Annotated in this window: 20 protein-coding genes and 1 pseudogene; 14 read left to right on the forward strand and 7 right to left on the reverse strand. The window is 62.8% G+C overall.

What is annotated here, in order from left to right; all coding sequences use genetic code 11:
* Positions 1-141 precede the first annotated feature (141 nt).
* The 4 genes and pseudogenes from LPW29_RS06550 to hsdR all read left to right on the forward strand — a co-directional run bounded on the left by LPW29_RS06550 (position 142) and on the right by hsdR (position 4034).
* A complete protein-coding gene (locus LPW29_RS06550; RefSeq protein ID WP_238627356.1) occupies positions 142-360 on the forward strand; it encodes a hypothetical protein in 219 nt (72 codons plus the stop codon).
* A 20-nt stretch (positions 361-380) separates the two neighbouring features.
* A complete protein-coding gene (locus LPW29_RS06555; protein ID WP_238627357.1) occupies positions 381-608 on the forward strand; it encodes a restriction endonuclease subunit S in 228 nt (75 codons plus the stop codon).
* Positions 605-1609 carry a RhuM family protein gene (rhuM, locus tag LPW29_RS06560; RefSeq protein WP_238627358.1) on the forward strand — a complete coding sequence of 335 codons (1005 nt, stop codon included), beginning with the start codon at positions 605-607 and terminating at the stop codon, positions 1607-1609. The genes LPW29_RS06555 and rhuM overlap by 4 nt, the downstream gene beginning before the upstream one ends.
* Positions 1606-4034: pseudogene (hsdR, locus tag LPW29_RS15630) on the forward strand (EcoAI/FtnUII family type I restriction enzme subunit R). Before rhuM ends, hsdR begins: the two are co-directional and overlap by 4 nt.
* Positions 4035-4065: 31 nt before the next feature.
* Here the strand turns inward: hsdR and LPW29_RS06575 are convergent.
* The 6 genes from LPW29_RS06575 to LPW29_RS06600 form a co-directional block, all read right to left on the reverse strand.
* On the reverse strand, positions 4066-5526 hold the full coding sequence (locus tag LPW29_RS06575; RefSeq protein WP_238627361.1) for an OmpP1/FadL family transporter: 1461 nt from the start codon (positions 5524-5526) through the stop codon (positions 4066-4068).
* A 202-nt stretch (positions 5527-5728) separates the two neighbouring features.
* The gene (locus LPW29_RS06580; RefSeq protein ID WP_238627362.1) at positions 5729-6973 is read right to left on the reverse strand and encodes an EAL and HDOD domain-containing protein; all 1245 of its coding nucleotides are present in this window, start codon (positions 6971-6973) and stop codon (positions 5729-5731) included.
* Positions 6974-7092: 119 nt separating this feature from the next.
* Positions 7093-7395, reverse strand: a complete 303-nt coding sequence (cowN, locus tag LPW29_RS06585) for a N(2)-fixation sustaining protein CowN (protein ID WP_090254072.1) — start codon at positions 7393-7395, stop codon at positions 7093-7095.
* Between the two features lie 269 nt (positions 7396-7664).
* Positions 7665-10427: a valine--tRNA ligase gene (locus tag LPW29_RS06590; protein ID WP_238627363.1), complete on the reverse strand. Its 2763-nt coding sequence runs from the start codon at positions 10425-10427 to the stop codon at positions 7665-7667.
* 63 nt (positions 10428-10490) lie between these two features.
* Complete coding sequence (locus LPW29_RS06595; protein WP_238627364.1) at positions 10491-10910, reverse strand: DNA polymerase III subunit chi; 420 nt, start codon at positions 10908-10910, stop codon at positions 10491-10493.
* 159 nt (positions 10911-11069) lie between these two features.
* Positions 11070-12563 carry a leucyl aminopeptidase gene (locus tag LPW29_RS06600; protein ID WP_238627365.1) on the reverse strand — a complete coding sequence of 498 codons (1494 nt, stop codon included), beginning with the start codon at positions 12561-12563 and terminating at the stop codon, positions 11070-11072.
* A 159-nt stretch (positions 12564-12722) separates the two neighbouring features.
* On the opposite strand from LPW29_RS06600, the gene lptF reads away from it, so the two are divergent.
* Positions 12723-13832 carry an LPS export ABC transporter permease LptF gene (gene lptF / locus LPW29_RS06605; RefSeq protein ID WP_090254080.1) on the forward strand — a complete coding sequence of 370 codons (1110 nt, stop codon included), beginning with the start codon at positions 12723-12725 and terminating at the stop codon, positions 13830-13832.
* On the forward strand, positions 13829-14890 hold the full coding sequence (gene lptG / locus LPW29_RS06610; protein WP_238627366.1) for an LPS export ABC transporter permease LptG: 1062 nt from the start codon (positions 13829-13831) through the stop codon (positions 14888-14890). The genes lptF and lptG overlap by 4 nt, the downstream gene beginning before the upstream one ends.
* Here lptG and LPW29_RS06615 read toward each other — a convergent pair.
* Entirely contained in the window at positions 14887-15408 is a 522-nt protein-coding gene (locus LPW29_RS06615; RefSeq protein WP_090254084.1) for an RDD family protein, read from the reverse strand. The genes lptG and LPW29_RS06615 overlap by 4 nt on opposite strands.
* 150 nt (positions 15409-15558) lie before the next feature.
* Here LPW29_RS06615 and LPW29_RS06620 point away from each other — a divergent pair, with 150 nt between their 5' ends.
* The 8 genes from LPW29_RS06620 to LPW29_RS06660 all read left to right on the forward strand — a co-directional run bounded on the left by LPW29_RS06620 (position 15559) and on the right by LPW29_RS06660 (position 23690).
* Positions 15559-15942, forward strand: coding sequence for a PilZ domain-containing protein (locus LPW29_RS06620; protein WP_255705692.1), 384 nt, complete (start codon positions 15559-15561; stop codon positions 15940-15942).
* Between the two features lie 82 nt (positions 15943-16024).
* A complete protein-coding gene (locus tag LPW29_RS06630; protein WP_238627367.1) occupies positions 16025-17506 on the forward strand; it encodes an NfeD family protein in 1482 nt (493 codons plus the stop codon).
* Positions 17503-18384: a slipin family protein gene (locus LPW29_RS06635; protein WP_238627368.1), complete on the forward strand. Its 882-nt coding sequence runs from the start codon at positions 17503-17505 to the stop codon at positions 18382-18384. Before LPW29_RS06630 ends, LPW29_RS06635 begins: the two co-directional genes overlap by 4 nt.
* Positions 18381-19277, forward strand: coding sequence for a site-specific tyrosine recombinase XerD (gene xerD, locus LPW29_RS06640; RefSeq protein ID WP_238627369.1), 897 nt, complete (start codon positions 18381-18383; stop codon positions 19275-19277). The genes LPW29_RS06635 and xerD overlap by 4 nt, the downstream gene beginning before the upstream one ends.
* 108 nt (positions 19278-19385) lie before the next feature.
* Positions 19386-20120: a DsbC family protein gene (locus LPW29_RS06645; RefSeq protein ID WP_238627370.1), complete on the forward strand. Its 735-nt coding sequence runs from the start codon at positions 19386-19388 to the stop codon at positions 20118-20120.
* A gap of 115 nt (positions 20121-20235) precedes the next feature.
* On the forward strand, positions 20236-21099 hold the full coding sequence (gene trxA, locus LPW29_RS06650) for a thioredoxin (protein WP_238627371.1): 864 nt from the start codon (positions 20236-20238) through the stop codon (positions 21097-21099).
* A gap of 119 nt (positions 21100-21218) precedes the next feature.
* A complete protein-coding gene (gene parE, locus LPW29_RS06655) occupies positions 21219-23114 on the forward strand; it encodes a DNA topoisomerase IV subunit B (protein ID WP_238627372.1) in 1896 nt (631 codons plus the stop codon).
* Between the two features lie 342 nt (positions 23115-23456).
* Complete coding sequence (locus LPW29_RS06660) at positions 23457-23690, forward strand: hypothetical protein (RefSeq protein WP_143050467.1); 234 nt, start codon at positions 23457-23459, stop codon at positions 23688-23690.
* The last annotated feature ends 4 nt before the right edge of the window (positions 23691-23694 follow it).

Below are 23694 nucleotides of genomic sequence, written 5' to 3' on the forward strand. Positions count from 1 at the left end.
TTGGGGTTGTCAAAAATACTTCTATGGCGGTCTTGGTGATGGGGTATCGAGTCCGGATTTCGCGAGATTAAACAGGAGATCGGCAGCGCCCAGACCCAGACTCGCACGCCCGAGGCGGTCACCAACCACCTGCATTTTTGCATGATGGCCACCACGCTCACCTGGGTGTACGGCCAGCACCTGGAAAAGGCGCCACCACGCCGTTACGCTACCCAGGAACGGTCCGAATATGCGTTCGCCGACCTGCGCCGAGCCCTGGCACGTGACCTCAGCAATGAGGGTTTTGGTATCCGTTGCTCGGATTCGCCCAAACCCCCACAAAATACCCTGATCGCGCGGCTACTGGAACTCGCAGCGTGACGGGATCTCGGAAACTTTAGTTGAAGAAGATTCGCATCCCTTTGGTTTCGATGGAAAAACAGCGTGATATTGTTGCTCGCCTCGAGAATTTAGAGTCGACAACGCTGGAGCTCGAACTCAACTTCAAGCAGAAGCTGGATTCATTGGCTGAATTGAAACAATCCCTCCTTCAAAAAGCCTTCTCCGGCGAACTCACCGCAGGCAAGGAAGTATCCAATGCAATCCACAACAAGGAGGAAGTGGCATGATCGCCGAAACCCAAGCCCCCATCATCATCTTCGAGGACGCCGACAAGGCCGTTGAGGTACGGCTGGACGCAGACCGCGAGACCGTCTGGCTGACCCAAGAGCAGATGACGGTGATCTTCGATGTGCAGAAGGCGGCGGTATCCAAGCATCTGAAGAACATCTATCAGGATGGCGAACTGGAACGGGAGGCAACTGTTTCCATTTTGGAAACAGTTCGAGCCGAGGGAAAGCGCCAGGTCGTCAGGCAGATTGAGCACTACAATCTCGACGCCATCATCTCTGTTGGCTACCGGGTGAACTCACGCCGCGCCGTAATGTTCCGCCAGTGGGCCACCCGCACCCTGCGCGAACACCTCACCCAGGGCTGGACCCTGAGCCGCCAGCGCTTCGAGGAAAACGCCCGCGAACTGGAGGCGGCCCTGGCGCTGGTGCGCAAGGCCGCGCAAAGCCCGGCACTGGACGCGGGCAGCGGTCGTGGCCTGGTGGATATCGTCAGCCGCTACGCCCAGACCTTTCTGCTGCTGCAGCGCTACGACGAGGGCCTGCTGACCGAGCCACGTGCCCAGCCGGGTGGAAGCCTGCCCACACTGGAACAGGCGCGGGCCGCGCTGGACAGTCTGAAATCCGAGCTCATGGCCCGCGGCGAAGCCACCGATCTGTTCGCCCGGGACCGGGGCGACGGTCTGGACTCGCTGCTGGGCAACCTGGATCAGAGCGTGTTTGGTGAGCCAGCCTACCCCAGCCTGGAGGCCAAGGCCGCGCATCTGCTGTATTTCGTGATCAAGAACCACCCGTTTTCCGATGGCAACAAGCGCAGCGCGGCCTATCTGTTTGTGGACTTCCTCCACCGCAATGGCCGCTTGCTGAATGTGGCGGGTGAGCCGGTGATCAACGATGTGGGCCTTGCGGCCCTGACCCTGCTGGTGGCCGAGTCCGATGCCGCCAACAAAGAGACGATGATCCGCCTGATCATGAACATGCTGGCTGGAGCCCGAGAGTGAAGGAAGCCGGCCTCAACGAAGCCGAAACCCGCGCGGAACTCATCGACCCGGCCCTGAAGGAGGCAGGCTGGGGTGTGATGGAGGCCAGCCGGGTGCGGCGTGAGGTGATCACCCTCGGTCGGCTACAGGGCGGCGGCAAACGGGCCAGGCAGGACATCGCCGACTATGTGCTGATCTATCGCGGCCAGAAGCTTGCGGTGATCGAGGCCAAGAAACTCAGCTTGCCGGTGACCGAGGGGCTGGCCCAGGCCAAGCGCTATGCCGAGCGCTTGCAGACTCGATTTGCCTACGCCACCAACGGCGACGGCATCTACCGGGTGGACATGCGTGCGGGCACGGAGGGGCCGGTGGATGCCCGGCCCTCTCCCGATGGGCTGTGGGTGGAGACCTTCGGCTTGGGTGCCGGTGTTCAAGACACCTGGCGGGAACGCTTCGGCGCGGTCCCCTTCGAGGACAAGGGTGGGTTCTGGCAGGCGCGCTATTACCAGCACAACGCCATCAACCAGGCGCTGGAGGCCGTTGCGGCGGGTCGAGATCGCATCCTTCTGACCCTGGCCACCGGTACCGGCAAGACCGCCATCGCCTTCCAGATTGCCTGGAAGCTCTTTCATGCCCGCTGGAGTCTGACGGCACGCGCCACGGGCACGCCTGGTCGGCAGCCGCGCATCCTGTTTCTGGCGGATCGGAACATCCTGGCCAATCAGGCCTTCAACGATTTTTCTGCCTTTCCCGAGGACGCCCTGGTTCGTATCGATCCGGAGATCATCCGCAAGCAGGGTCGTGTGCCCAAGAACGGGAACGTCTTCTTCACGATCTTCCAGACGTTCATGACCGGGCGCGATGCAGCGGGCCATCCGGCACCCAACTTCGGGGCCAATTATGAGCAATTTCCGGCAGATTTCTTCGATTTCATCATCATCGATGAATGCCACCGGGGCGGCGCCAACGATGAGAGCCACTGGCGGGGCATCCTGGAGTACTTCGAGCCCGCCGTGCAGCTCTCGGGCTGACCGCCACCCCCAAGCGCACGCACAACACCGATACCTACGCCTACTTCGGCGAGCCGGTCTACATCTACTCCCTGAAGGAAGGCATCAACGATGGCTTCCTGACGCCCTTCAAGGTCCGGCAGATCGCCACGACGCTGGATGACTATGTCTATGCGCCCGATGACCAGGTCATCGAGGGCGAGGTCGAGTCAGGTCGGCGCTACAGGGAAGATGACTTCAACCGCGTCATCGAGATTGCGGAACGTGAACGGTATCGGGTGAAGCTGTTCATGGACCAGATCGACCCGCGGGAGAAGACGCTGGTGTTTTGCGCCACCCAGGAACATGCCCTGGCGGTCCGCGACCTGATCAACCATCTCAAGACCAGCACCGATCCCCATTATTGCGAGCGCGTCACAGCGAACGACGGCAAGGAAGGGGAACGCTTCTTGAAGCAGTTCCAGGACAACGAAAAGACCATCCCGACCCTCCTCACCACCTCGCAGAAGCTCTCCACCGGCGTGGACGCCAGGAATGTCCGCCACATCGTGCTGATGCGGCCGGTGAACAGCATGATCGAGTTCAAGCAGATCATCGGCCGGGGCACGCGGCTGTTCGATGGCAAGGACTATTTCACGATCCACGATTTTGTGAAGGCCTACGAGCACTTCAGTGATCCGGAGTGGGATGGGGAGCCGTTGCCCCCCGAGCCCTGCGAACAATGCGGTCACAACCCGTGCAGTTGCACCAGGCCGCCGCCCCAGCCTTGCACGGTGTGTGGCGAGCAGCCTTGTGTGTGCGAGAAGGAACCGCCGGAACCTTGCCAGGTCTGCGGCGAGAGGCCCTGCCTTTGCGAGAAACGCCGCAAGGTGAAGATCCGGCTGGCCGATGGCAAGGAACGCACCCTCCAGCACATGACTGCCACGAGCTTCTGGGGTCCGGACGGCAAGCCCATTTCAGCAGCCGAGTTCATACAGCGCCTGTTCGGCGATCTGCCCGAATTGTTCAAGGACGAGGACGAATTACGCCGCCTGTGGGGCCGCCCGGATACCCGCAGGAAGCTCCTGGAGGGGCTGGAGGAGAAGGGCTACGGCAGGCAACAGCTGGCCGACGTCGGCAAGCTGATCGAGGCCGAGCACAGTGATCTCTACGATGTGCTGGCCTACATCGCCTTCAACATGGCGCCGGTGAGCCGGGCCGAGCGCGTGGATGCCCACAAGGAGCGCATCTTCCATGGCCACGACTACAGACAGCGGGAGTTCCTGAGATTCGTCCTTGATCACTATGTGGCCCAGGGCGTCAGCGAGCTGGACACGGCCAAGCTGCCGCAGTTGATCGAGTTGAAGTACCACAGCGTCGGCGATGCCGTGCAGGAGTTGGGACCCGTGGGCAATATTCGGGAAGTCTTTGTGGATTTTCAGCAGTATTTGTATTGAGGCCGCCCCCCGCTGGAACTGCTCAAGCCCCTCAGAACCGATACCCATAGTTCACCCGATACACCGTCTGGCTGTGGGAGATCCGCGTGCCTCCAAAGGCTGGGCCAGTCTGGGTGACGGTGACCTTGGGGGCGTAGGTGAGGGAGGCGTGCAGGGCGCTTTGGGGTGAGAACCGGTAGCTGAAGCCGCCGGTCAGGTGGTGCTGCACGATGGCGGGGAACAGCGGGTTGACGGTCTCGTCGGGGATGGGATTGCTGGCGTAGTTGGTGCCGCCGCGCACAGTCCAGCGCTCGTTCACCCGGTAGGCGGCGCCCAGGGCGATCACGGTCTGATCCTTCCAGCGCTGGGTCAGGGAGGTGTCCAGTTGCGCCCCGGCGAAGTCGCCGTTCTCGGGGGTGTTGTCGGCGGTGAAGGTCATGTCCAGGCTCTTCATCACGTCCGACCAGAGTACATGGCGGATATCCCCTGCCAACAGCAGGCGGTCGGTGGCCTGGAAGGCGACGCCCAGGTGATAGCTTTCCGGCCACTGGAAGTCATTGACCTGGATGCGGCCCGAGACGGTCTGGGTCTGGAAGTCCGTGCTGTCTTGGGGGAGCACCCCGAGGCTCAGTCTGGCGCTGCTGCTGGACAGGTCGTCCAGCCGGGTGCGGGTGTGGTAGCTGGCGCCCAGGGTGACGCGATCGGTGGCCTTGACCACGATGCCCAGCTTGCCTGCCAGTCCCGTTCCATTAGCCTCACCCCGAAAGCGGTTATCTCGATTGAAATCGAACCGGGCGTAGCTCACATCCTGGATGTTCCCTGCCTGGACTGCTGGCTGAAAGCGTTCCGTGATCATGCTGCCGCTGGCCGAGCCCAGGTTGGGTGTGCCGCCTGGTTGCGCCAACATGCCGAAGGTCTGGCCATCGAAATCCATCTGCAGGTCCAGCGCCGCCCAGACATAATCCAGCTGGGCCGCCACTGCCACACGGTCGCTCACCCGGAAGGCCAGGGGGAACATGACGCGGCCCATGCTCAGCTCCGATTTGATGGGCTCGCCCGATAGGGGCACCATCTCCCCCATCATGGATGTTCCGCCGGAGAACAGGGATGACCCGGTGCGGTAGTCGGTGCCCATGCCGCCCTGGGCCATCACGGCGGCGCCGAAGCTGAAGCGATCCTGGGTGCGGATGTAGGATACGGACGGCATGTGAAAGGTGCGGGCGCGGCTCTTGTCCTTGCCCGCCTGGGGGTGCTCGGCGGTCACTCGCGGGGCCAGCAGGGCGTAGCCCAAGCCTACGGTGTTCACCTCGCCACGGCGCATGCCCAGGGTGGCCGGGTTGTTCATCACGGCGGAGTTACCTGTCTCGTGGGCCAGGCCAGCCCCGCCCATGCCGCCGGCAATGGCCCCGTAGGCGTCCATGTTCATGGCGTTGGTGGCCTGGGCGGTAGCGGATGCGCCCACGGCGCCAGAGACGAACAGGGCGATCGTTGCACCCTTGAATGGCATGGTCATGTCGGACTCCCTTGGTGGTGTGCCCCAGGGGCCGATCAAAGGCCTTGACGGGGCTTTTTATCGTATTGGTGGAGTCAAACTATCAGACTGAGGAAGTCTGTATCCCAAAAGATATCGATACCCGCATGATCGGGATGGATGACCGACGGCGAAATACCACGCAGCCCTCCCTGCGTGGTGGGCCACTCCAGAACGTGAGGTATCACGAGTGGCTGGGGGAGGTGTCCATCAGTGCCAGGGTTTGGAAGGCGGCGTCGGAGCTGGCGGCGAAGGCTTCGACGGTGTCGTTTGGATCAAGCTCTGCGCATACCGCATGAGGCAATTGGTTGTTTTCGAGGGCGACGGCATCCTTCAGGAGTTGGCCATAAAGGCCGCTCTGTTCGGTGATGGCCTTCTTGATCTCGTCGGCCAGGGGGAGTTCATCCATGAAATCCGGAAAGGGTAGACCAATCATCGCATCCAGGATCGACAGTAAACCCACGGTATAGGCGGTTTCCGGCGTCCCCTGACCGATGAGTCGGCACAGGCGCTCACACAGATTGGCGCGAAGCAGGCCCAGGTTGATGATTTCGCTGGGGCGGCTATCCAGTCCGGACATCGCGAACAGGGTTGCCCAGGCCCTGATGCGTTGCAGGCCCATCAAGACCACTGCATGTTGTATTGACTGCACGCGGGTGCGCAGCCCGACGGCGCTGGAGTTCACATAGCGCAGCACCTTGTAGCTGAGTGCCGGGTCGCGAGAGACCAGGCTGACCACTTCGTTGATGGGGACGTTGGGGTCATTCAAACGGGCAATGAGTTGCATGACCATGGAGGCGTTTTCCTCCACTCGGCGGGACTGAATCATGACCGGTCGGGCGAAAAAGTAGCCCTGAAAGTAGTCGAAGCCCATTTCCTTGAGTTGTTCGAACTGCTCCCGGGTTTCCACTTTCTCGGCCAGCAGGCGGGCGCCGCCAGCGCGCAGGCCGGGTAATTCCCTGGCCAATACGGGGAGGGTGTCGGAATTGATCTCTACCTTGATGTAATGCACTTTCGACAGCAGGGGTTTGAGCGGCGGCTGGAAGGCGTAATCATCCAGCGCCAGTTTGAAACCCTGTTCGCGCATGTTGGCCACGCCAGCCAGCAGGGCGTCATCCACCTCCACATCTTCCAGGATCTCCAGCACCACCCGCTCGCGGTCGAAGGGGACCGGTGGCATGTTCACGAAAAAATGCCGTGTGAGGTTGATGAAGGCCTTGTGTGGGCCTGCCACGCGATCCAGGCCCATCTCCATGAAGGCATTCAGCAGCGTCATGGATGAGGCGTGATCCACGTCAGTGATGCGACAGTCCCCCTGAGCATCCCTGTAGAGGAGTTCGTAAGCGAACACGTTGAGATCGCGATCGAATATGGCCTGACGCCCCACCTGGATGGTACGGGCCTTTTCATGGGTGCTGAGGGGTGACATCGCTTCCTGAGAACCAGGTCCTTGAAGGCGTGGGCGGGGAAGGAGACCAGTCAGTCTAGCACCGAAACGGTAGCGTTAGTATCTGTTGTGCGGGCCTGAGTTTTGCTGAAAAGTCGGTTTCAGCAGCAGGCTTCCTCCACCCAGGTGAGTAGGGCCTGGGCGTCGTCGTCGCCACACTCCTCGAAGAGTTCGCGGATCTGGTTGATGTTGGCGTGGATCAGGAACAGGTCGTCGGGCTTGGGGCCCGATTTGGGATTGCGCTTGCCCAGGAAGTAGTCCCAGAAGGGGGACTTTTGTTCGGGGTCGGCAGTGAACTCCTCGATCAGGCTCATGACCAGGCGGGCGTTGCCGTCGCAGTCCAGGTCCTTGAAGCTGATGTAGCGGGCGTTGGCGGCGTCGGGGTGAAGGTTGGGGTGGGTCACGAAGGGGCTCCTTGATTGGGTGTTGTGCTGAATGTCTAGCAAGGAGCGGGCCAGGAGGGTTTGGTTTTCAAGTGCTTGTTTTTTTGTAAAATCAGGCGATGCGGTGGAGGGCGAGACTCGGCATTGTAGGGAAAGTGACAAGAGGGGTGCTCGGGCCCTCACCCCAACCCCTCTCCCGCCAGAGGGAGGAGTCAAAACTCCCTTCTCCCCTCAGGGGAGAAGGGTTGGGGATGAGGGGGAAGCGGTGGGCACGATGCCTCCGACAAGCCTCACAACCGCCGGATCTTCTCCAGCTGCCCTTCCAGTTCCCGCAGGCTGGCGCCCATCTCGGCCACCCGGGTGCGTTCCTTCTCCACCACATCGGCGGGGGCGCGGTCCACGAAGCTTGGGTTTTCCAGTCGGCCCCGGCATTGGGTGAGGTTCTTCTGCACCTTGGCCACTTCCTTTTCCAGCCGGGCGATCTCCGCCTCCTTGTCGATCAGGCCGGCCAGGGGGATGAGCAGGTGCATCTCGCCCACCAGGGCCATGGCGGACTCCGGGGGCTCCTCGCCGTGCAGCCATTGCACGGACTCGGGCTTGCCCAGGAATTCGATGAAGGCGCGGCTGGACTGGAAGCGGGTTTGATCCTCCGGTTGCCAGTTGTGCAGCAGCACGGGCAGGGGCTTGCCGGGGCTGATGTCCATCTCGGCGCGGATGCGGCGCATGCCCAGGATGAAGTTCTTCACCCACTCGATTTCCTTGTCCGCCTGGGCGTCCCGGGCGGCCTCGTCCACCTGGGGATAGGGCTGGTGCATGATGGTGGCACCCTCGCGACCGGCCAGCGGGGCCACCTGGCGCCAGATGGCCTCGGTGATGAAGGGCATGATGGGGTGCATCAGTCGCAGCAGGGTCTCCAGCACCCGCACCAGGGTCTGGCGGGTGCCGCGGCGGGCGGCCTCGCTGCTGTCCTCGCCGGTGAGTACCGGCTTGCACAGCTCCAGATACCAGTCGCAGTAGTCATGCCAGGTGAATTCGTACAGGGCGCGGGCGGCCAGGTCGAAACGGTATTCCGCCAGGTGGCGGTGGACCTCGGTAATGGTGACCTGGAGTCGGGAGGTGATCCAGCGGTCGGCCAGGGAGAGTTCCACCTCACCGCCGTTCACGCCGGTGTCCTGCCCCTCGGTGTTCATGAGCACGTAGCGGGCCGCGTTCCACAGCTTGTTGCAGAAGTTGCGGTAGCCCTCGATGCGGCCCAGGTCGAACTTGATGTCACGGCCGCTGGAGGCCAGGGCCGCCAGGGTGAAGCGCAGGGCATCGGTGCCAAAGGCGGGGATGCCATCGGGGAATTGCTTCTTTGTGGCCTTGGCGATGCGCTTTTCCATCTGCGGCTGCATCAGACCCTGGGTGCGCTTGGCCAGCAGGTCATCCAGGGTGATGCCGTCGATGAGGTCGATGGGGTCGAGCACATTGCCCTTGGACTTGGACATTTTCTGGCCTTCGGCATCCCGGATCAGGCCGGTGACATACACCTCCTTGAAGGGGACATCGTCCATGAACTTGAGGCCCATCATGATCATGCGGGCCACCCAGAAGAAGATGATGTCAAAACCGGTCACCAGCACCGAGGTGGGGTAGAAGGTCTTGAGCTCCGGGGTCTTTTCGGGCCAGCCCAGGGTGGAGAAGGGCCACAGGGCGGAGCTGAACCAGGTGTCCAGCACGTCGGGATCGCGGGTGAGGTTCACGTCCGAGCCCAGGCTGTACTTGCCGCGGGCCTCTTCCTCGCTGCGGGCCACGTAGATGTTGCCGGCGTCGTCGTACCAGGCGGGGATGCGATGGCCCCACCAGATCTGCCGGGAGATGCACCAGTCCTCGATGTTGCGCATCCACTCGAAGTAGGTCTTGTTCCAGTTCTCCGGCACGAACCGGATGCGGCCCTCTTCCACCGCCCGGATGGCCGGCTCGGCCAGCGGGCCCGCCTTCACGTACCACTGGTCGGTGAGGAAGGGTTCGATGACGGCGCCGCTGCGATCGCCCCGGGGCACCATGAGCTTGTGATCGTCGATGCGCTCCATCAGGCCCTGGGCTTCCAGGTCCTGAATCACCCGCTCGCGGGCCTCGAAGCGGTCCAGTCCCCGGTAGGCCTCGGGGGCCCCGTCGTTGATCTTGGCATCGATGGTGAAGATGTTGATCATGGGCAGGTCGTGCCGGGTGCCCACGGCGTAGTCATTGAAGTCGTGGGCGGGGGTGATCTTCACGCAGCCGGAGCCGAATTCCGGGTCCACGTAGTCATCGGCGATCACCGGGATGCGCCGGCCGGTGAGCGGCAGTTCCACTTCCTTGCCGATCAGGTGCCGGTAGCGCTCGTCCTCCGGGTTCACCGCCACGGCGGTGTCGCCCAGCATGGTCTCGGGTCGGGTGGTGGCCACCACCAGATGGCCGGAGCCGTCGGCCAGGGGGTAGCGCATGTGCCAGAGCTTGCCCTGTTCTTCCTCGGAGAGCACTTCCAGGTCGGACACGGCGGTGTGCAGCACCGGGTCCCAGTTCACCAGGCGCTTGCCCCGGTAGATGAGGCCCTCATCGAACAGTTGCACGAAGACCTCGGCCACGGCCTCGGACAGGCCATCGTCCATGGTGAAGCGTTCCCGGCTCCAGTCGATGGAGGTGCCCAGGCGGCGCATCTGCTGCTGGATTTGATGTCCGGAGTGCTCACGCCATTGCCACACCTTGTCCAGAAAGGCGTCGCGGCCCAGGTCGTGACGGGACTGCCCCTCCCGGGCCAGTTGGCGTTCCACCACCATCTGGGTGGCGATGCCGGCGTGGTCGGTGCCCCCTTGCCACAGGGTGTTGTCGCCGCACATCCGGTGATAGCGGATGAGGGTGTCCATCAGGGTGTCCTGGAAGGCATGCCCCATGTGCAGGGTGCCGGTCACGTTGGGGGGCGGCAGCATGATGCAGTACGGGTCCCCCTCGCCACTGGCGGCGAACCAGCCATGGGTTTCCCATTCCTGGTAGACGGTTTGTTCGATGGCGCGGGGGTCGTAGGTCTTTTCCATGGGGCCTGTATCGGATGCGGGGCGAAAGTGACGGATTATATTAATCTTTTTTGGGGGTGTCGGTCACCTGCCCAAGGGGTGGTGATGCAGGTCGCAACCCTGCTCCCGGTAGTGGCGGAACCGTGCCCGACCGCTGTCGCGGATGGCGGGGTCTTCATTGACCACCTCGGCCACGCGCTCGAAGCGCTCGAACTGCCCGGGCACCTCGGGCGCCAGGTTTACCAGCACCTGGGCAGCCTCCGGGGCATTGGGGCCGATGCTCACGGGCACTCGCGCATCGTCAGGGTTGATGCCGTGGGGGATGAAGGCATCGTCCTTGAAGGTCCACAGCAGGTCGTCCAGCGCCCGGGCCTCGTGTTGCGAGCAGGTATGGATATGCACCCGATGCCCAAGGCCGAAGGCCTTGTGCACCAGGCGGCAGACGGTGGTGAGGCGCTGCTGGGCGTGGGTGCCTTTGAGGAGGTAGAAGTCGACTCTTGTCATGGTGTGGTGAGTTTTTTGGATTGGGTGCCCGCCGCTCCCCTCATCCCCAGCCCTTCTCCCCTCAGGGGAGAAGGGGTCTTCAAGCTTCTCTTTGGTGAGGGAAAGGAGGCTTTAGCCCCTCTCCCGCTTGCGGGAGAGGGGTTGGGGTGAGGGCCGTATTCATTCCTTCACCCGGTTGAACAGGAACTGCATCACCAGAGGCACGGGTCGGCCCGTCGCCCCCTTCTCCTTGCCGCTCTTCCAGGCCACTCCGGCGATATCCAGGTGGGCCCACTTGTATTTCTTGGTGAACCGAGACAGGAAGCAGGCGGCGGTGATGGTGCCTGCCGGGCGGCCACCGATGTTGGCCATGTCGGCGAAATTGCTGTTGAGTTGCTCCTGGTATTCATCCCAGAGGGGCAGTTCCCAGGCCCGGTCCAGGGTCTGGCGGCTGGCGGTGAGCAGGTCGTTGGTCAGGGAGGCGCTGTTGCCCAGTACGGCGGTGGCTTGGTGGCCCAGGGCGATGATGCAGGCGCCGGTGAGGGTGGCCATGTCCACCACCGCCTCGGGGTCGAAACGCTCCACGTAGGTCAGGGCATCGCAGAGCACCAGGCGGCCCTCGGCGTCCGTGTTGAGGACTTCCACGGTCTGGCCGGACATGGTGGTGATGATGTCGCCGGGCTTGGTGGCGCGGCCATCGGGCATGTTCTCGGCGGCGGCGATCACGCCGATCACGTTCATGGGCAGCTTGAGCTCGGCGCAGGCCTTCATGGCGCCCATGACGGCTGCGGCCCCGCCCATGTCGTATTTCATCTCATCCATGGCCTCGCCAGGCTTGATGGAGATGCCGCCGGTGTCGAAGGTGATGCCCTTGCCCACCAGGACCAGCGGCTTGTCGTTCTTCTTGCCCCCGCGGTAGTCCATGACGATCAGGCGGGCTGGTTGTTCGGAGCCCCGGGAGACGGACAGCAGGGCACCCATGCCTTCCTTCTCCATGGCCTCTTCGTCCAGGATGTCCACCTTCAGATCCTTGTGGGCCTTTTTGAGGGCCTTGGCCTGGTCTGCCAGATACACGGGGGTGCACACATTACCCGGGCGGTTACCCAGGTCCCGAGTCAGTTGCATGCCGCTGGCGGTGGCACAGGCCCGTTTCAGGATCTTCCCGGCGGTGTCCAGTTCATCTTCCGCCTCCACGTTGAGCACCATCTGCTTGAGGGCCGTCTTGTTCTTCTTCTTGTTGCTCTTGAGCTCGTCGAAGCGGTAGAGGGAGTCTTCCACCACCAGCACGCTCTGGAAGATCTTCCAGGGCAGGTCACGGCCCTTGACCGGCAGATCGGTGAGATAATTGTGGGCAGTGGCGGCGCCGCTTTGCTTGAGGGTGGCGATCATGTGGGAGGTCAGCTTGCGGAAGGCGGCCTCGCTCAGGTCCCGCTCCTTGCCACAGCCCACCAGCAGTATCCGCTCGGCAAGCTCTCCGGGCACGTGGTGCAGCCACAGAGTCTGGCCCAGTTCTCCATCCATGTCGCCACGCTTGAGCAGGGCGCTGATGGCGCCGTCAGTGGCCTGGTCCAGGGCCTTGGCGGCGTTGGAGAGCTTGCGGCGCTCGAAGACCCCTGCAACGATGCAGGGGCTGTGTTGTGACTGGGGTTGACTGCTTGCGACTGAGAATTCCATGCCATTCCTCGAGAGAGACTGAGAAAGCCCGATGATGCAGCAATCCGGGCTGTGGGTCACTGGGCAGGTCAGCGCGTTGTTGGCCTACCCGGTGCCGGGGCTAGTAGTATAGGGGATCCTCCTCCACCGTTAACGCGCCCCGCACCGGGGTGACTCGAGATGCCGTTGAAGGTATTGGACCGTTACCTGATCCGCGAGATGCTGTTCACGCAGATGGCGGTGATCCTGGTGTTGCTGCTGATCATCCTGGGCGGCATGCTGGCCCGTCTGCTGGGTGAAGTGGCCGAGGGGCGCATCCCCGCGGATGTGCTGCCGATGATTCTCGTCCTGGGCTCGTTCCGGGCCCTGATCCTGCTGCTGCCGGTATCCCTGTTCCTGGCGGTGATGCTGACCCTGGGACGATTGTACAAGGACAGTGAGATGGCCGCGCTGAAGGCCTGCGGCGTGGGCTATGGGCGGCTGTTCGGTACCGTGATGTCGATTACCCTGCCGCTGAGCGTGCTGCTGGCAGCGCTCTCGCTGTATGTGGGCCCCTGGACCACCTTGCAGGTGGATGAGATTCGCGCCGAGACGGCGCAGCGTTCGGATCTCATGGGAATCACGCCCGGACGCTTTCTGCAGGCCGGTAGTGTGGGGGGCACGGTGTTCTTCGTGGAATCGTTCTCCGATGACCGTGAGGTGATGCATAACGTCTTCATTCAGCGGCGCCAGGGTGAGGACACCGAGGTGGTGGTCGCCCGCCGCGCCGAGCAGCAGATCGACCCCGGCAGTGGTCAGCGCTTTCTGGTGCTGCGCGACGGTCATCGCTACGAAGGCAGCCCGGGAGATGCGGATTTTCGCATCATTCAATTCGCCACTCATGGGGTGCGCATGCCCGATCCCAGGGCCGTGACGGTGCGCAATCGAACGGATAATGTGCCCACTGCCCAGCTGTGGGGATCCGACCGCCTGGAGCACCGGGCAGAACTGCAATGGCGCTTGGCCGCGCCGTTGTCCATGTTGCTGCTGGCCGTTCTGGCCCTGCCGCTGTCTTACACCTCGCCGCGTCAGGGGCGGTTCGCCAAGCTGGCTGCCGGGGTGGGGATCTACGTTGTCTATGCGCAGATGCAGATGATGTCCAAGGACTGGTTTGCTGACGGTCAGACCCCGGCCTGGCTGGGCATGTGGTGGGTACACCTGAGCCTGCTGGCCGTTGCGTTGGTGCTGCTGTGGCGACAGTACGGCACCTACTGGATGCTCCGCGGCTGGCGACGGGCGAAACTGGCATGAACATCCTGCGCCTCTACATTGCCCGGCAGGTGATCGGCGGTACGCTGCTGGCGCTGCTGGTGCTCACCGCCCTGGATGTGGGTTTTGCCTTCATTGCCGAGATCGACGATGTCGGGGAGGGGGCCTACGGCTGGATTCAGGCCCTGCTGTACACGGGGTTGACGGTACCGCGCCGACTCTACGAGTTGTTCCCCACCTCGGTGCTCATCGGTGCCTTGCTCAGCCTGGGTACGGTGGCCGAGAACAGCGAGCTCACGGCCATGCGCGCGGCGGGGGTGTCAGTTTCCCGCATCATCACCGCAGCGCTGCAGGCGGGTGTGGTCCTGATGCTGGCGGCAGTGCTATTGGGCGAGGTGGTGGCCCCGGCCAGCGAGCGTCAGGCCCAGAACATGCGCACCTTCTCCCATTCTGACCAGATTCAGGTGGGCGGTATCGGACTGTGGGCCCGGGATGGGAATGACTACCTGAACGTGCGGGTGATCATGCCGGGGTTGCGGCTGCACGATCTGCGGGTTTATCGGTTTGATGACGCGATGCGCATGACCGAGTCCATCCGCATCGCCAGTGCCCACTACCAGGACGGACAATGGCATATGGAGGACGTGGTGCGCAGTCATGTCTCGGTGGCGGGTGTGGAGGTGGAACGTGCCGATACTGAACAGTGGGACCGTTTGCTGGCCCCGGAACTGTTCGACGTGATTGTGGTGGAGCCGCGGCAGATGTCCGCCTGGACCCTGGCGCGCTATATCGGCTATCTGCGTGATAACAACCTGGAATCGGCGCCCTATGAACTGGCCTTCTGGACACGCTTCACCACGCCCCTGTCCAGCCTGGTGATGCTGCTGCTGGCCGTTCCCTTCATCTTTGGTTCGCTGCGCACCGGTGGGGCGGGGCAGCGCCTGTTCATCGGCATCCTGATCGGCGTGGGGTTCCACCTGCTGAATCGGATGCTGAATCACATGGGGTTGGTGTACGGCATGCCGCCGCTGCTGGCGGCGGCGTTGCCCATGGCCGTCTTTTTGTTGATTGCCCTGTGGGCCATCCGGCGGGTGCGCTAGACCTGTCCGGCCTTGTGGTCAGGCAGTCGGATCAGGCGTGTGCCCGACCAACGGTCGTGGAGCATGAATTTTTGCGGGTGGCGCAGGGTCCAGATCAGGCCGGCCACCACGATCAGCGCCACCACCAGGGCCACGGGCCACCAGCCCTGACGCCAGGCGTGCAGGCCTCCCAGCAGGAAAATCCACTGACTCATGGCCAGTACAAAGCGGCGCAAGGCCTGCACCCAGGTGGCTGGCTGGCCCTGAAAATTCACCAGGCGCACGCGCCAGGTCTGCATGGCCAGGGTGATGCCGCTGTGAGTCCAGAACCAGCCGAAATAAAAAAACGCCACCCCGAGGATGAGCAGCACGTAGGCGGGATACAGGGGATGATCCACGGTCAGGCCGGTGACCACGGTCACCAACAGGGTGGTGAGCATCAGCGCCGACAGCGCCAGCAGGCCGTCATACATCCAGCAGGCCATGCGGCGCAGCAGTCCAACAGGTTTGTGCGAGGAGGGTTTCGCGGTTTCGGTCATGGGGGGGGCCTGGGTAAAGCGTGAGGAGCGGCCATTATACTGATCCCCCCGGTAAGGAGAACCGGCCCTTACAAACGCAGCGCACAATCCTATACTCGGTAAACGAATGCTGACAGGATCAGCGTAATGGCCACGATGGTGAGGCAAACCATGGCAGAGGAAGAGCAATACGGCAGGCGGCATTTTCACCGGGTGACCTTCGAGGGTGTGGCCTTTCTCACCTTCGACAGCCCCGATGAAATCCGCGTGGAACTGGTGGATCTGTCGCTGCAGGGTGTGCTGGTGCGAACCCCCTCCCTGCTGCCACCCCGCAGGATGGGCGACTATGGTTATCTGCGCGTGCCGCTGGATTCGGAGAACAACATTCTGGTGATGGTGCAGGTGGTGCGCATGGATGGCCATGACCTGGGGCTGCGGGTCACCCAGATGGATCTGGAAAGTGCCCAGCATCTGCGTCGCCTGGTGGAGTTGAACCTGGGCGATGAGGCATTGCTCAGCCGTGATCTGGCCGCCCTGATGGACAGCGGGTCGTAGGGAAGGAAACCTTGCGCCGGTTCCCATGGTCAGAATCTTCTGATGCCTGTTGGCCCCAACGCTTGAAGGCTAGGCCGGTCCCATGAAACGACTCGCAACGCCCTTTGCCCGCCGACTCCTGATCTGGTGCCTGCTGCTGCTCGTGGGTGCCGGATGGGCCCTGTTCAGTCACGCCCAGGAGAACGGCAACAACGATGAACGGGGGGTGGGTGTGGTGCTGGACGTGGAGGGTGCCATCGGCCCAGCGACCAGCGATTACTTCGCACGCGGACTGCAATCAGCCCGGGAGATGAATGCCGAACTCGTGGTGGTCCGCATGGACACCCCGGGGGGGCTCGATACCTCCATGCGGGACATGATCAAGGCCATCCTTTCTTCCCCGGTGCCCGTGGCCACCTATGTCACGCCCTCGGGGGCCCGTGCCGCCAGTGCCGGAACTTACCTTTTGTATGCCAGCCATGTGGCGGCCATGACTCCGGCCACCAACCTGGGTTCAGCCACGCCGGTGCAGATGGGAGGTCCGCCCGGCATGCCCGATGAAGATCAGGGCGAATCCGATAACGGGGATGGCAACGGCGCCAATGAGGCCGCCGATGGCGATGCGGAAACCACCGGTGAGGGGGAGGCCGATCCTTCGGAGCCCCGCCGCGGCGCGACCGCCATGGAACGCAAGGTGCTGGAGGATGCCGTGGCCTACATCCGGGGTTTGGCCGAGTTGCGCGGGCGCAACGCCGACTGGGCCGAGGCGGCGGTGCGCGAGGCCGTGAACCTGACCGCCACCGATGCCCTGGAAAAGAACGTGATCGATGTGGTGGCGGAGGATATTCGGGACCTGCTGGGGCAGATTCATGGTCGCACGGTGAAGATGGACGTGGGTGAGCGGGAACTCAATACCGAAAACCTGGAACTGGTGGAAATCGAACCCGACTGGCGAACCCGCCTGTTGTCGGTGATCACCAACCCGAACATTGCCTACATCCTCATGCTGGTGGGCATTTACGGCATCATCTTCGAACTGGCCAATCCAGGCAGCATTTTCCCGGGGGTGGTGGGGGCCATCAGTCTGGTCCTGGCCCTGTATGCCTTTCAGGTTCTGCCCATCAACTATGCGGGTCTGGCGCTGATCGTTCTGGGGATTGGCTTCATGATTGCCGAGGCTTTTCTGCCCAGCTTCGGAATACTGGGTATCGGAGGTGTCGCCGCTTTCGTGGTCGGCTCCATCATCCTGGTGGACGGGACCAACCTGCATATCTCCATCCCCCTGATTGGTGGCACGGCCCTGGTGTCCGCAGTGTTCTTCATCTGGGTGCTCAGCAAACTGATGAAATTGCGCGGCAGGCAGGTGACCACTGGTCGAGAGGAGTTGATCGGGGCCCGGGGAGAGGCCTTGAAGGATTTCACCAAGGGATCCGGTCGGGTCTGGCTGCACAGCGAATCCTGGTTGGCCCAGTCTCAGGTGCCCATCACCAAGGGCGATGCGGTCCGCGTGACCGGCATGAACGGCCTGACGCTGACCGTCGAGCCCGTTTCTGATCAAGAAACTTCAACAGGAGTTGCAACATGATAACAGCCCTTCTGGCCCCACTGGCCCTGATTCTGGGCCTGCTGATCCTGTCGATACGGATCCTGCCTGAGTATGAACGTGGCGTGATCTTCTTTCTGGGGCGCTTCCAGGCGGTGAAGGGCCCCGGCCTGATCATCGTCATCCCCGGGATTCAACAGATGGTTCGCGTGGATCTGCGCGTGATCACCCTGGATGTGCCCAGCCAGGACGTCATCTCCCAGGACAACGTGACGGTACGGGTCAACGCGGTGCTTTATTTCCGGGTGGTGGATCCGGAAAAGGCGATCATCCAGGTGGAGGACTTCAATAACGCCACCAGTCAGCTGGCCCAGACCACCCTGCGTTCGGTGTTGGGAAAGCACGACCTGGATGAGATGCTCTCGGAGCGGGACAAGCTCAATGACGATATTCAGACCATCCTGGACCAGCAGACTGATAGCTGGGGCATCAAGGTGGCCAATGTGGAGATCAAGCACGTGGATCTCAACGAGAGCATGATTCGCGCCATTGCCCGCCAGGCCGAGGCAGAACGTGAACGGCGAGCCAAGGTCATCCACGCCCAGGGTGAATTGCAGGCGGCGGTCAAGCTCACCGAGGCAGCTGACATCATGTCGGGCAACCCTCAGGCGCTGCAATTGCGCTATCTGCAAACCATGAGCGACATGGCCACGGATAATGCCTCCACCATCGTCTTCCCGTTCCCCTTCGACATGCTCAAGGCCTTCATGGGGAGCGATGATTCCAGCCCCCAGGGGGGCGCCGGCAAGTCTTCCCGGCCGGCCAAGACGTTGGAAGAGGCTGCCCAGACCACCGTTGCTGCCGATGAAGGACCGGCGGAGGACACGACGCTGCCGCGCCGCCCCAAGGATGATAAATGACCCAGGCGTTGCCGGTGATCGACCGGTTTCTCGACGCGATGTGGATGGAGCATGGCCTGAGCGAGCATACCCTGGCCGCCTATCGTTCGGACCTGTCCGGTCTGGAGCGCTGGTTGGACGGGCAGGGGGGGGATCTGGCTGGGGCGGACCGGTATCTGTTGCTGGCTTACCTGGCGCAGCGCCTCGAGCAGGGGGCTCGGCCCCGAAGCATGGCGCGTCTGCTCTCCACCCTGCGGCGTTTCTATGGGTACTTGCTGCAAGTCGGGCAGATCCGTGAGGATCCCACGGTACGTATCGACGCACCGCGACTGGGTCGCCCCCTGCCGGATAGCCTCACGGAGGCAGAAGTGGATGCCCTCCTGGCGGCGCCGGACACGGAGGACACCACGGGCCTGCGTGACCGGGCCATGCTGGAACTGCTGTATGCCACGGGGCTGCGTGTCTCGGAGTTGGTGGGCTTGCGGCTCGGGCAGGTGAGTCTGAACCATGGTGTGGTACGCACCCAGGGCAAGGGGGGCAAGGAGCGCCTGGTGCCCCTGGGGGAGGAGGCCCTGGACTGGCTGGAGCGTTACCTGGCCGAATCCCGCCCGGGGTTGATGCAGGGGCATGGACAGTCCGAGGCCCTGTTCGTGACTCGCCGTGGGGCGGGGATGACTCGCCAGGCCTTCTGGTACATGATCCGCCGTCATGCCCAGACAGCGGGCATTCACAAGCCTCTGTCGCCTCACACCCTGCGACACGCCTTTGCCACACACCTGCTCAACCATGGTGCCGATCTGCGGGTCGTACAGATGCTGCTGGGGCATTCCAGCCTCTCCACCACGCAGATCTACACCCACGTGGCCCGGGAGCGGCTCAAGACGTTGCATGCGACGCATCATCCCCGGGGCTGAACCCAAGCCTTCCGGGATGGTCTTTTGATCAGCGCCCCTAGTAATATGACCCGCGTTTCAGTCCGGTGACACCGCGACCGCGGCCTACTACATTCCAAGAGTTGAACCATGCCCAGCTACCGCATTGTCCTTGTCATGATCGTCCTGCTGGCCCTGCCGGGCCTTTCCCATGCCGACGCCGATGTTCCCCGCGAGTTGCGCGAGCGCATCGAAACCCTGGCGCCTAACGCCCAGGTCAGCAACGTGAGTGAAACCCCCATCGAGAACCTGTACGAAGTGCGCTTTGGTGCGCAGATCTTCTATATGAGCGGGGATGGCCGTTACGTGCTGGAGGGGGAGATGGTGGAACTGGACACACGCCAGAATCTCACCGCATCGGCCCGTTCCCAGGGGCGTCAGGAAATCCTGAAAGACCTGAGCGAAGACAGCATGGTGGTTTTTCCGGCCGAGGGTGAGGCCCGTCATGCCATCACTGTCTTCACCGATGTGGACTGCCCCTACTGCCGACGTTTGCACGATGAGGTGGCCGATCTGAATGAGCAGGGTGTGACCGTGCGTTACCTGATGTTCCCCCGCGCTGGTGAAGGCTCCGAGACCTACGAGAAGATGGTGTCCATCTGGTGTGCCGATGATCGCGCTCAGGCGATGGATCAGGCCAAGTCCGGTGACTCCATCAACCGGGATGCGTGTGAAACGCCGGTGCGTGAACACCTGCGGGCGGGGCAGATGATGGGCGTGAATGGCACGCCGGCCATTGTGTTGGAGAGTGGCGACATGATTCCCGGTTACCGTCCGGCGGGTGAGATTGTTCAGCTGATCCAGCATGTGTCCGATGGTCGTTGATCCCGCCGATGACTTGAAACCTGAATATTTGCCCCGAGAATAAAAAGGCATCCGCTGGCCCTCCGCTGGGGGTACACCCATTTGGTACAAGACAAGTTCAGTACAAGGTCCACTCATGAGCACTTCCCCGACCATCATTGATGTCACCCAGGACAACTTTCACGACGTCGTCATCGAGGGTTCGCAACAGCGCCCGGTACTGGTGGATTTCTGGGCGGATTGGTGTCAGCCCTGCCAGATGCTCATGCCCATCCTGGCCAAGCTGGTCGAGGAATATGCCGGTGGGTTTGTGCTCGCCAAGGTGAACAGCGACCAGCAGCAGGAACTGGCCCTTCAATATGGCGTGCGCAGCCTCCCAACCGTATTGGTCTTCCGAGATGGCGAACCGGTGGATCAGTTCATGGGGGTACAGCCGGAGTCCACGATCCGTCAGTTGCTGGAGAAGCACCTGCCCGGGCCGGGTTCCGAGGCACGTGGGGCTGCACGGGAAGCGCTGAAAGCGGGGGATGCCAACGCCGCCCTGGCCCAACTGGAGATTGCACGCGAGGCCAACCCGGAGGATGAGGCGCTCAAGATCGATCAGGCGCGTGCCCTGCTGATGCTGGGCCGCGTGGATGAGGCAGAGGCCGTGATGAAAACGGTGCCCGTGCATCTTCACCAGGAGGATGCGGGTCGGCGCGTGGACGCTGAGCTTCGGCTGGCCCGGGCGCGCGGCGATCTGGCAGAGCTCCCCGCCCTGGAGGCCCGCCTGGACGAGCACCCGGACGACCCGGAGGCACTGCACCGGGTGGGGGCCGCGAGGCTTCTGGAAGGCGAATACGAGCCGGGTCTGGCCATGCTCATGCAACTCATGAAAAAACATCGCCAGTATGGCGAGGATGCGGGCCACAAGGGGCTGCTGGCGGCGTTCGAGTTGCTGGGAGCCCGGCATCCGCTGGTGAATGACTATCGTCGCAAGATGATGGCGCTGATGTTCTGAGCCGGGCTTGAACCACTGTTTCCATCCCGGGTCAGGGGAGGCGGCCGGGTGCCGGACTTGCCACCCACGATGATGTCCCATACAGTACCCGCGCCCTGGCAGACGACGATTGCACGCGCATGAGCGCCTCATCTTCCTATACCTCATCCGATATCGAAGTCCTCTCCGGACTCGACCCGGTGCGCAAGCGCCCCGGGATGTACACCGATACCTCCCGGCCCAACCACATGGCCCAGGAGGTGATCGACAACTCCGTGGACGAGGCCATCGCGGGTCACGCCAATCGCATGGACGTGATCCTGCACGCGGATGGTTCCGTATCGGTCACCGATAACGGTCGCGGCATGCCCGTGGACCTGCATCCCAAGGAAAAACGCCCTGGGGTGGAGGTGATCCTGGGCACGCTGCATGCCGGCGGCAAGTTTTCCAATAAGAGCTACCGCTTCTCGGGTGGTCTGCATGGTGTGGGCGTGTCGGTGGTGAATGCCCTGTCGGAAAGGCTGGAAGTCACCATCCGGCGTGACGGCAAGGAACACCACATGCGCTTTGCCGACGGCCACAAGGTCAACGACCTGAAGGTGGTGGGCGAGGTGGGCAAGCGCAATACCGGCACCTGCCTGCGCTTCTGGCCCAACGGCCAGTATTTTGATACCCCCCGGTTTTCCGTGCCCCGTCTCAAGCACATCCTGCGGGCCAAGGCCGTGTTGTGCCCTGGGCTTGCGGTGTCCTTCTTCGACGAGATCACCGGCGAGCGCTGCGACTGGTGCTACGAGGCGGGCCTGCGGGATTACCTGGTGGAATCCCTGGACGGCGCCGAGCAAGTGCCCGATGAGCCCTTCATGGGGAGCGTCAGCGGCGAGACCGATGCGGTGGACTGGGCGGTGGTGTGGTTGCCTGAGGGGGGCGAGGGCGTGGCCGAGAGCTATGTCAATCTCATCCCCACGGCCCAGGGGGGCACCCATGTGAATGGTCTGCGCACCGGCCTGACCGAGGCAGTGCGCGAATTCTGCGAATTCCGCAACCTGGTGCCCCGGGGCGTGAAACTGGCCCCGGAAGACGTCTGGGAGAATGTGGCCTATATCCTCTCCTTCAAGATGCTTGAGCCCCAGTTTGCCGGCCAGACCAAGGAACGTTTGTCGTCCCGCGAGGCGGCTCCGTTTATCTCCGGCGTGGTCAAGGACAGCTTCAGCCTCTGGCTGAATCAACACCCGGGAGCCGGGGAGCGCATCGCCGAGCTGGCCATCAACAGCGCCCAGAAGCGCATGCGGGCCGGCAAGAAGGTGGTCCGCAAGAAGGTCACCCAGGGGCCCACCCTGCCAGGCAAACTGGCCGACTGCGCCGCCCAGGATCTGGGTCGCACCGAGCTGTTCCTGGTGGAAGGGGATTCCGCCGGTGGCTCCGCCAAGCAGGCCCGGGACCGGGAGTTCCAGGCCATCATGCCCCTACGGGGCAAGATCCTGAATGCCTGGGAGGTGGATCCGGACCAGATACTTGCCTCCCAGGAGATCCACGACATCACCGTGGCCATTGGCGTGAATCCAGGCGCCGAAGATCTCAAGGATCTGCGTTACGGCAAGATCTGCATCCTGGCGGACGCGGACTCCGATGGCCTGCACATTGCGACACTGTTGTGTGCCCTGTTCGTGCGGCATTTCCGGCCGTTGGTGGAGCAGGGGCGGGTGTACGTGGCCATGCCGCCGCTGTTCCGGGTGGATGTGGGCAAGGAGATCTTCTACGCCCTGGACGAGGACGAGAAACAGGGCATCCTGCAGCGCATTGCGGCCGAGAAGAAGAAGGGCAAGGTGGCAGTGACGCGGTTCAAGGGGTTGGGCGAGATGAACCCGTTGCAGCTGCGCGAGACCACCATGGCCCCGGATACCCGCCGGCTGGTCCAACTGACGCTTGAGGCCGGCGATGACACCCTCGCCCTGCTGGACATGCTGCTGGCCAAGAAGCGCGCCTCCGACCGCCGAGGCTGGCTGGAGTCCAAGGGACATCTGGCAGAAGTGGATTGAGCGGGGCCAGAAGCCCCTCTCCCCTCACCCCAACCCCTCTCCCCGGAGGGGAGAGGGGCTGAACTCCCTTCTTACCTGCGGTGAGAATGTGTTCGGAGATGAGGGGCTGAACTCTCTTCTTACCTGCGGTGAGAATGTGTTCGGAGATGAGGGGCTGAACTCCCTTCTTACCTGAGGTGAGAATGTGTTCGGAGATGAGGGGTTAAACTCCCTTCTCCCCCGCGGGGAGAAGGGCGGGGATGAGGGGCACGGCGGGCACTGTGCCGGGGTTTTTCCCTCATTCCAACCCCCTTTCCTCGAACGAGGAGAGGGGCTTAACTTCAGGAATCGACAGGTATACACGTGGCAAAACCAATGGTTGGATTCGGAACGCGCCTGGGGCTGATCCTGCTCAGCTTCGCGGGCATCATCATCGCCATGACCGGTATTCTGGAGCTGGCCTCCGGCGGCGTGGGCAGCTTCTATCCGCCTGAGTGGCGTTTTCCCGGCTACGCTGTGGTCATGATTGTTGGCGGGTATCTGATGATGGCGCCCATGGGCTGGATCTACATGCGGGATGCCAAAACCGATGACTGAGTTC

Origin of the sequence: Ectothiorhodospira sp. 9100 (genome assembly GCF_022227565.1) — a bacterium.
Taxonomy (GTDB): Bacteria; Pseudomonadota; Gammaproteobacteria; order Ectothiorhodospirales; family Ectothiorhodospiraceae; genus Ectothiorhodospira; species Ectothiorhodospira marina.

What these genes read in the sequence shown, in the direction of transcription:
- LPW29_RS06550 (WP_238627356.1), top strand. Translation starts at nt 142, where the DNA reads ATGATGGCCACCACGCTCACCTGGGTGTACGGCCAGCACCTGGAAAAG.
- rhuM (WP_238627358.1), top strand. Translation starts at nt 605, where the DNA reads ATGATCGCCGAAACCCAAGCCCCCATCATCATCTTCGAGGACGCCGAC.
- LPW29_RS06575 (WP_238627361.1), bottom strand. Translation starts at nt 5,526, where the DNA reads ATGACCATGCCATTCAAGGGTGCAACGATCGCCCTGTTCGTCTCTGGC.
- LPW29_RS06580 (WP_238627362.1), bottom strand. Translation starts at nt 6,973, where the DNA reads ATGTCACCCCTCAGCACCCATGAAAAGGCCCGTACCATCCAGGTGGGG.
- LPW29_RS06590 (WP_238627363.1), bottom strand. Translation starts at nt 10,427, where the DNA reads ATGGAAAAGACCTACGACCCCCGCGCCATCGAACAAACCGTCTACCAG.
- LPW29_RS06595 (WP_238627364.1), bottom strand. Translation starts at nt 10,910, where the DNA reads ATGACAAGAGTCGACTTCTACCTCCTCAAAGGCACCCACGCCCAGCAG.
- LPW29_RS06600 (WP_238627365.1), bottom strand. Translation starts at nt 12,563, where the DNA reads ATGGAATTCTCAGTCGCAAGCAGTCAACCCCAGTCACAACACAGCCCC.
- lptF (WP_090254080.1), top strand. Translation starts at nt 12,723, where the DNA reads ATGCCGTTGAAGGTATTGGACCGTTACCTGATCCGCGAGATGCTGTTC.
- lptG (WP_238627366.1), top strand. Translation starts at nt 13,829, where the DNA reads ATGAACATCCTGCGCCTCTACATTGCCCGGCAGGTGATCGGCGGTACG.
- LPW29_RS06615 (WP_090254084.1), bottom strand. Translation starts at nt 15,408, where the DNA reads ATGACCGAAACCGCGAAACCCTCCTCGCACAAACCTGTTGGACTGCTG.
- LPW29_RS06620 (WP_255705692.1), top strand. Translation starts at nt 15,559, where the DNA reads ATGGCAGAGGAAGAGCAATACGGCAGGCGGCATTTTCACCGGGTGACC.
- LPW29_RS06630 (WP_238627367.1), top strand. Translation starts at nt 16,025, where the DNA reads ATGAAACGACTCGCAACGCCCTTTGCCCGCCGACTCCTGATCTGGTGC.
- LPW29_RS06635 (WP_238627368.1), top strand. Translation starts at nt 17,503, where the DNA reads ATGATAACAGCCCTTCTGGCCCCACTGGCCCTGATTCTGGGCCTGCTG.
- xerD (WP_238627369.1), top strand. Translation starts at nt 18,381, where the DNA reads ATGACCCAGGCGTTGCCGGTGATCGACCGGTTTCTCGACGCGATGTGG.
- LPW29_RS06645 (WP_238627370.1), top strand. Translation starts at nt 19,386, where the DNA reads ATGCCCAGCTACCGCATTGTCCTTGTCATGATCGTCCTGCTGGCCCTG.
- trxA (WP_238627371.1), top strand. Translation starts at nt 20,236, where the DNA reads ATGAGCACTTCCCCGACCATCATTGATGTCACCCAGGACAACTTTCAC.
- parE (WP_238627372.1), top strand. Translation starts at nt 21,219, where the DNA reads ATGAGCGCCTCATCTTCCTATACCTCATCCGATATCGAAGTCCTCTCC.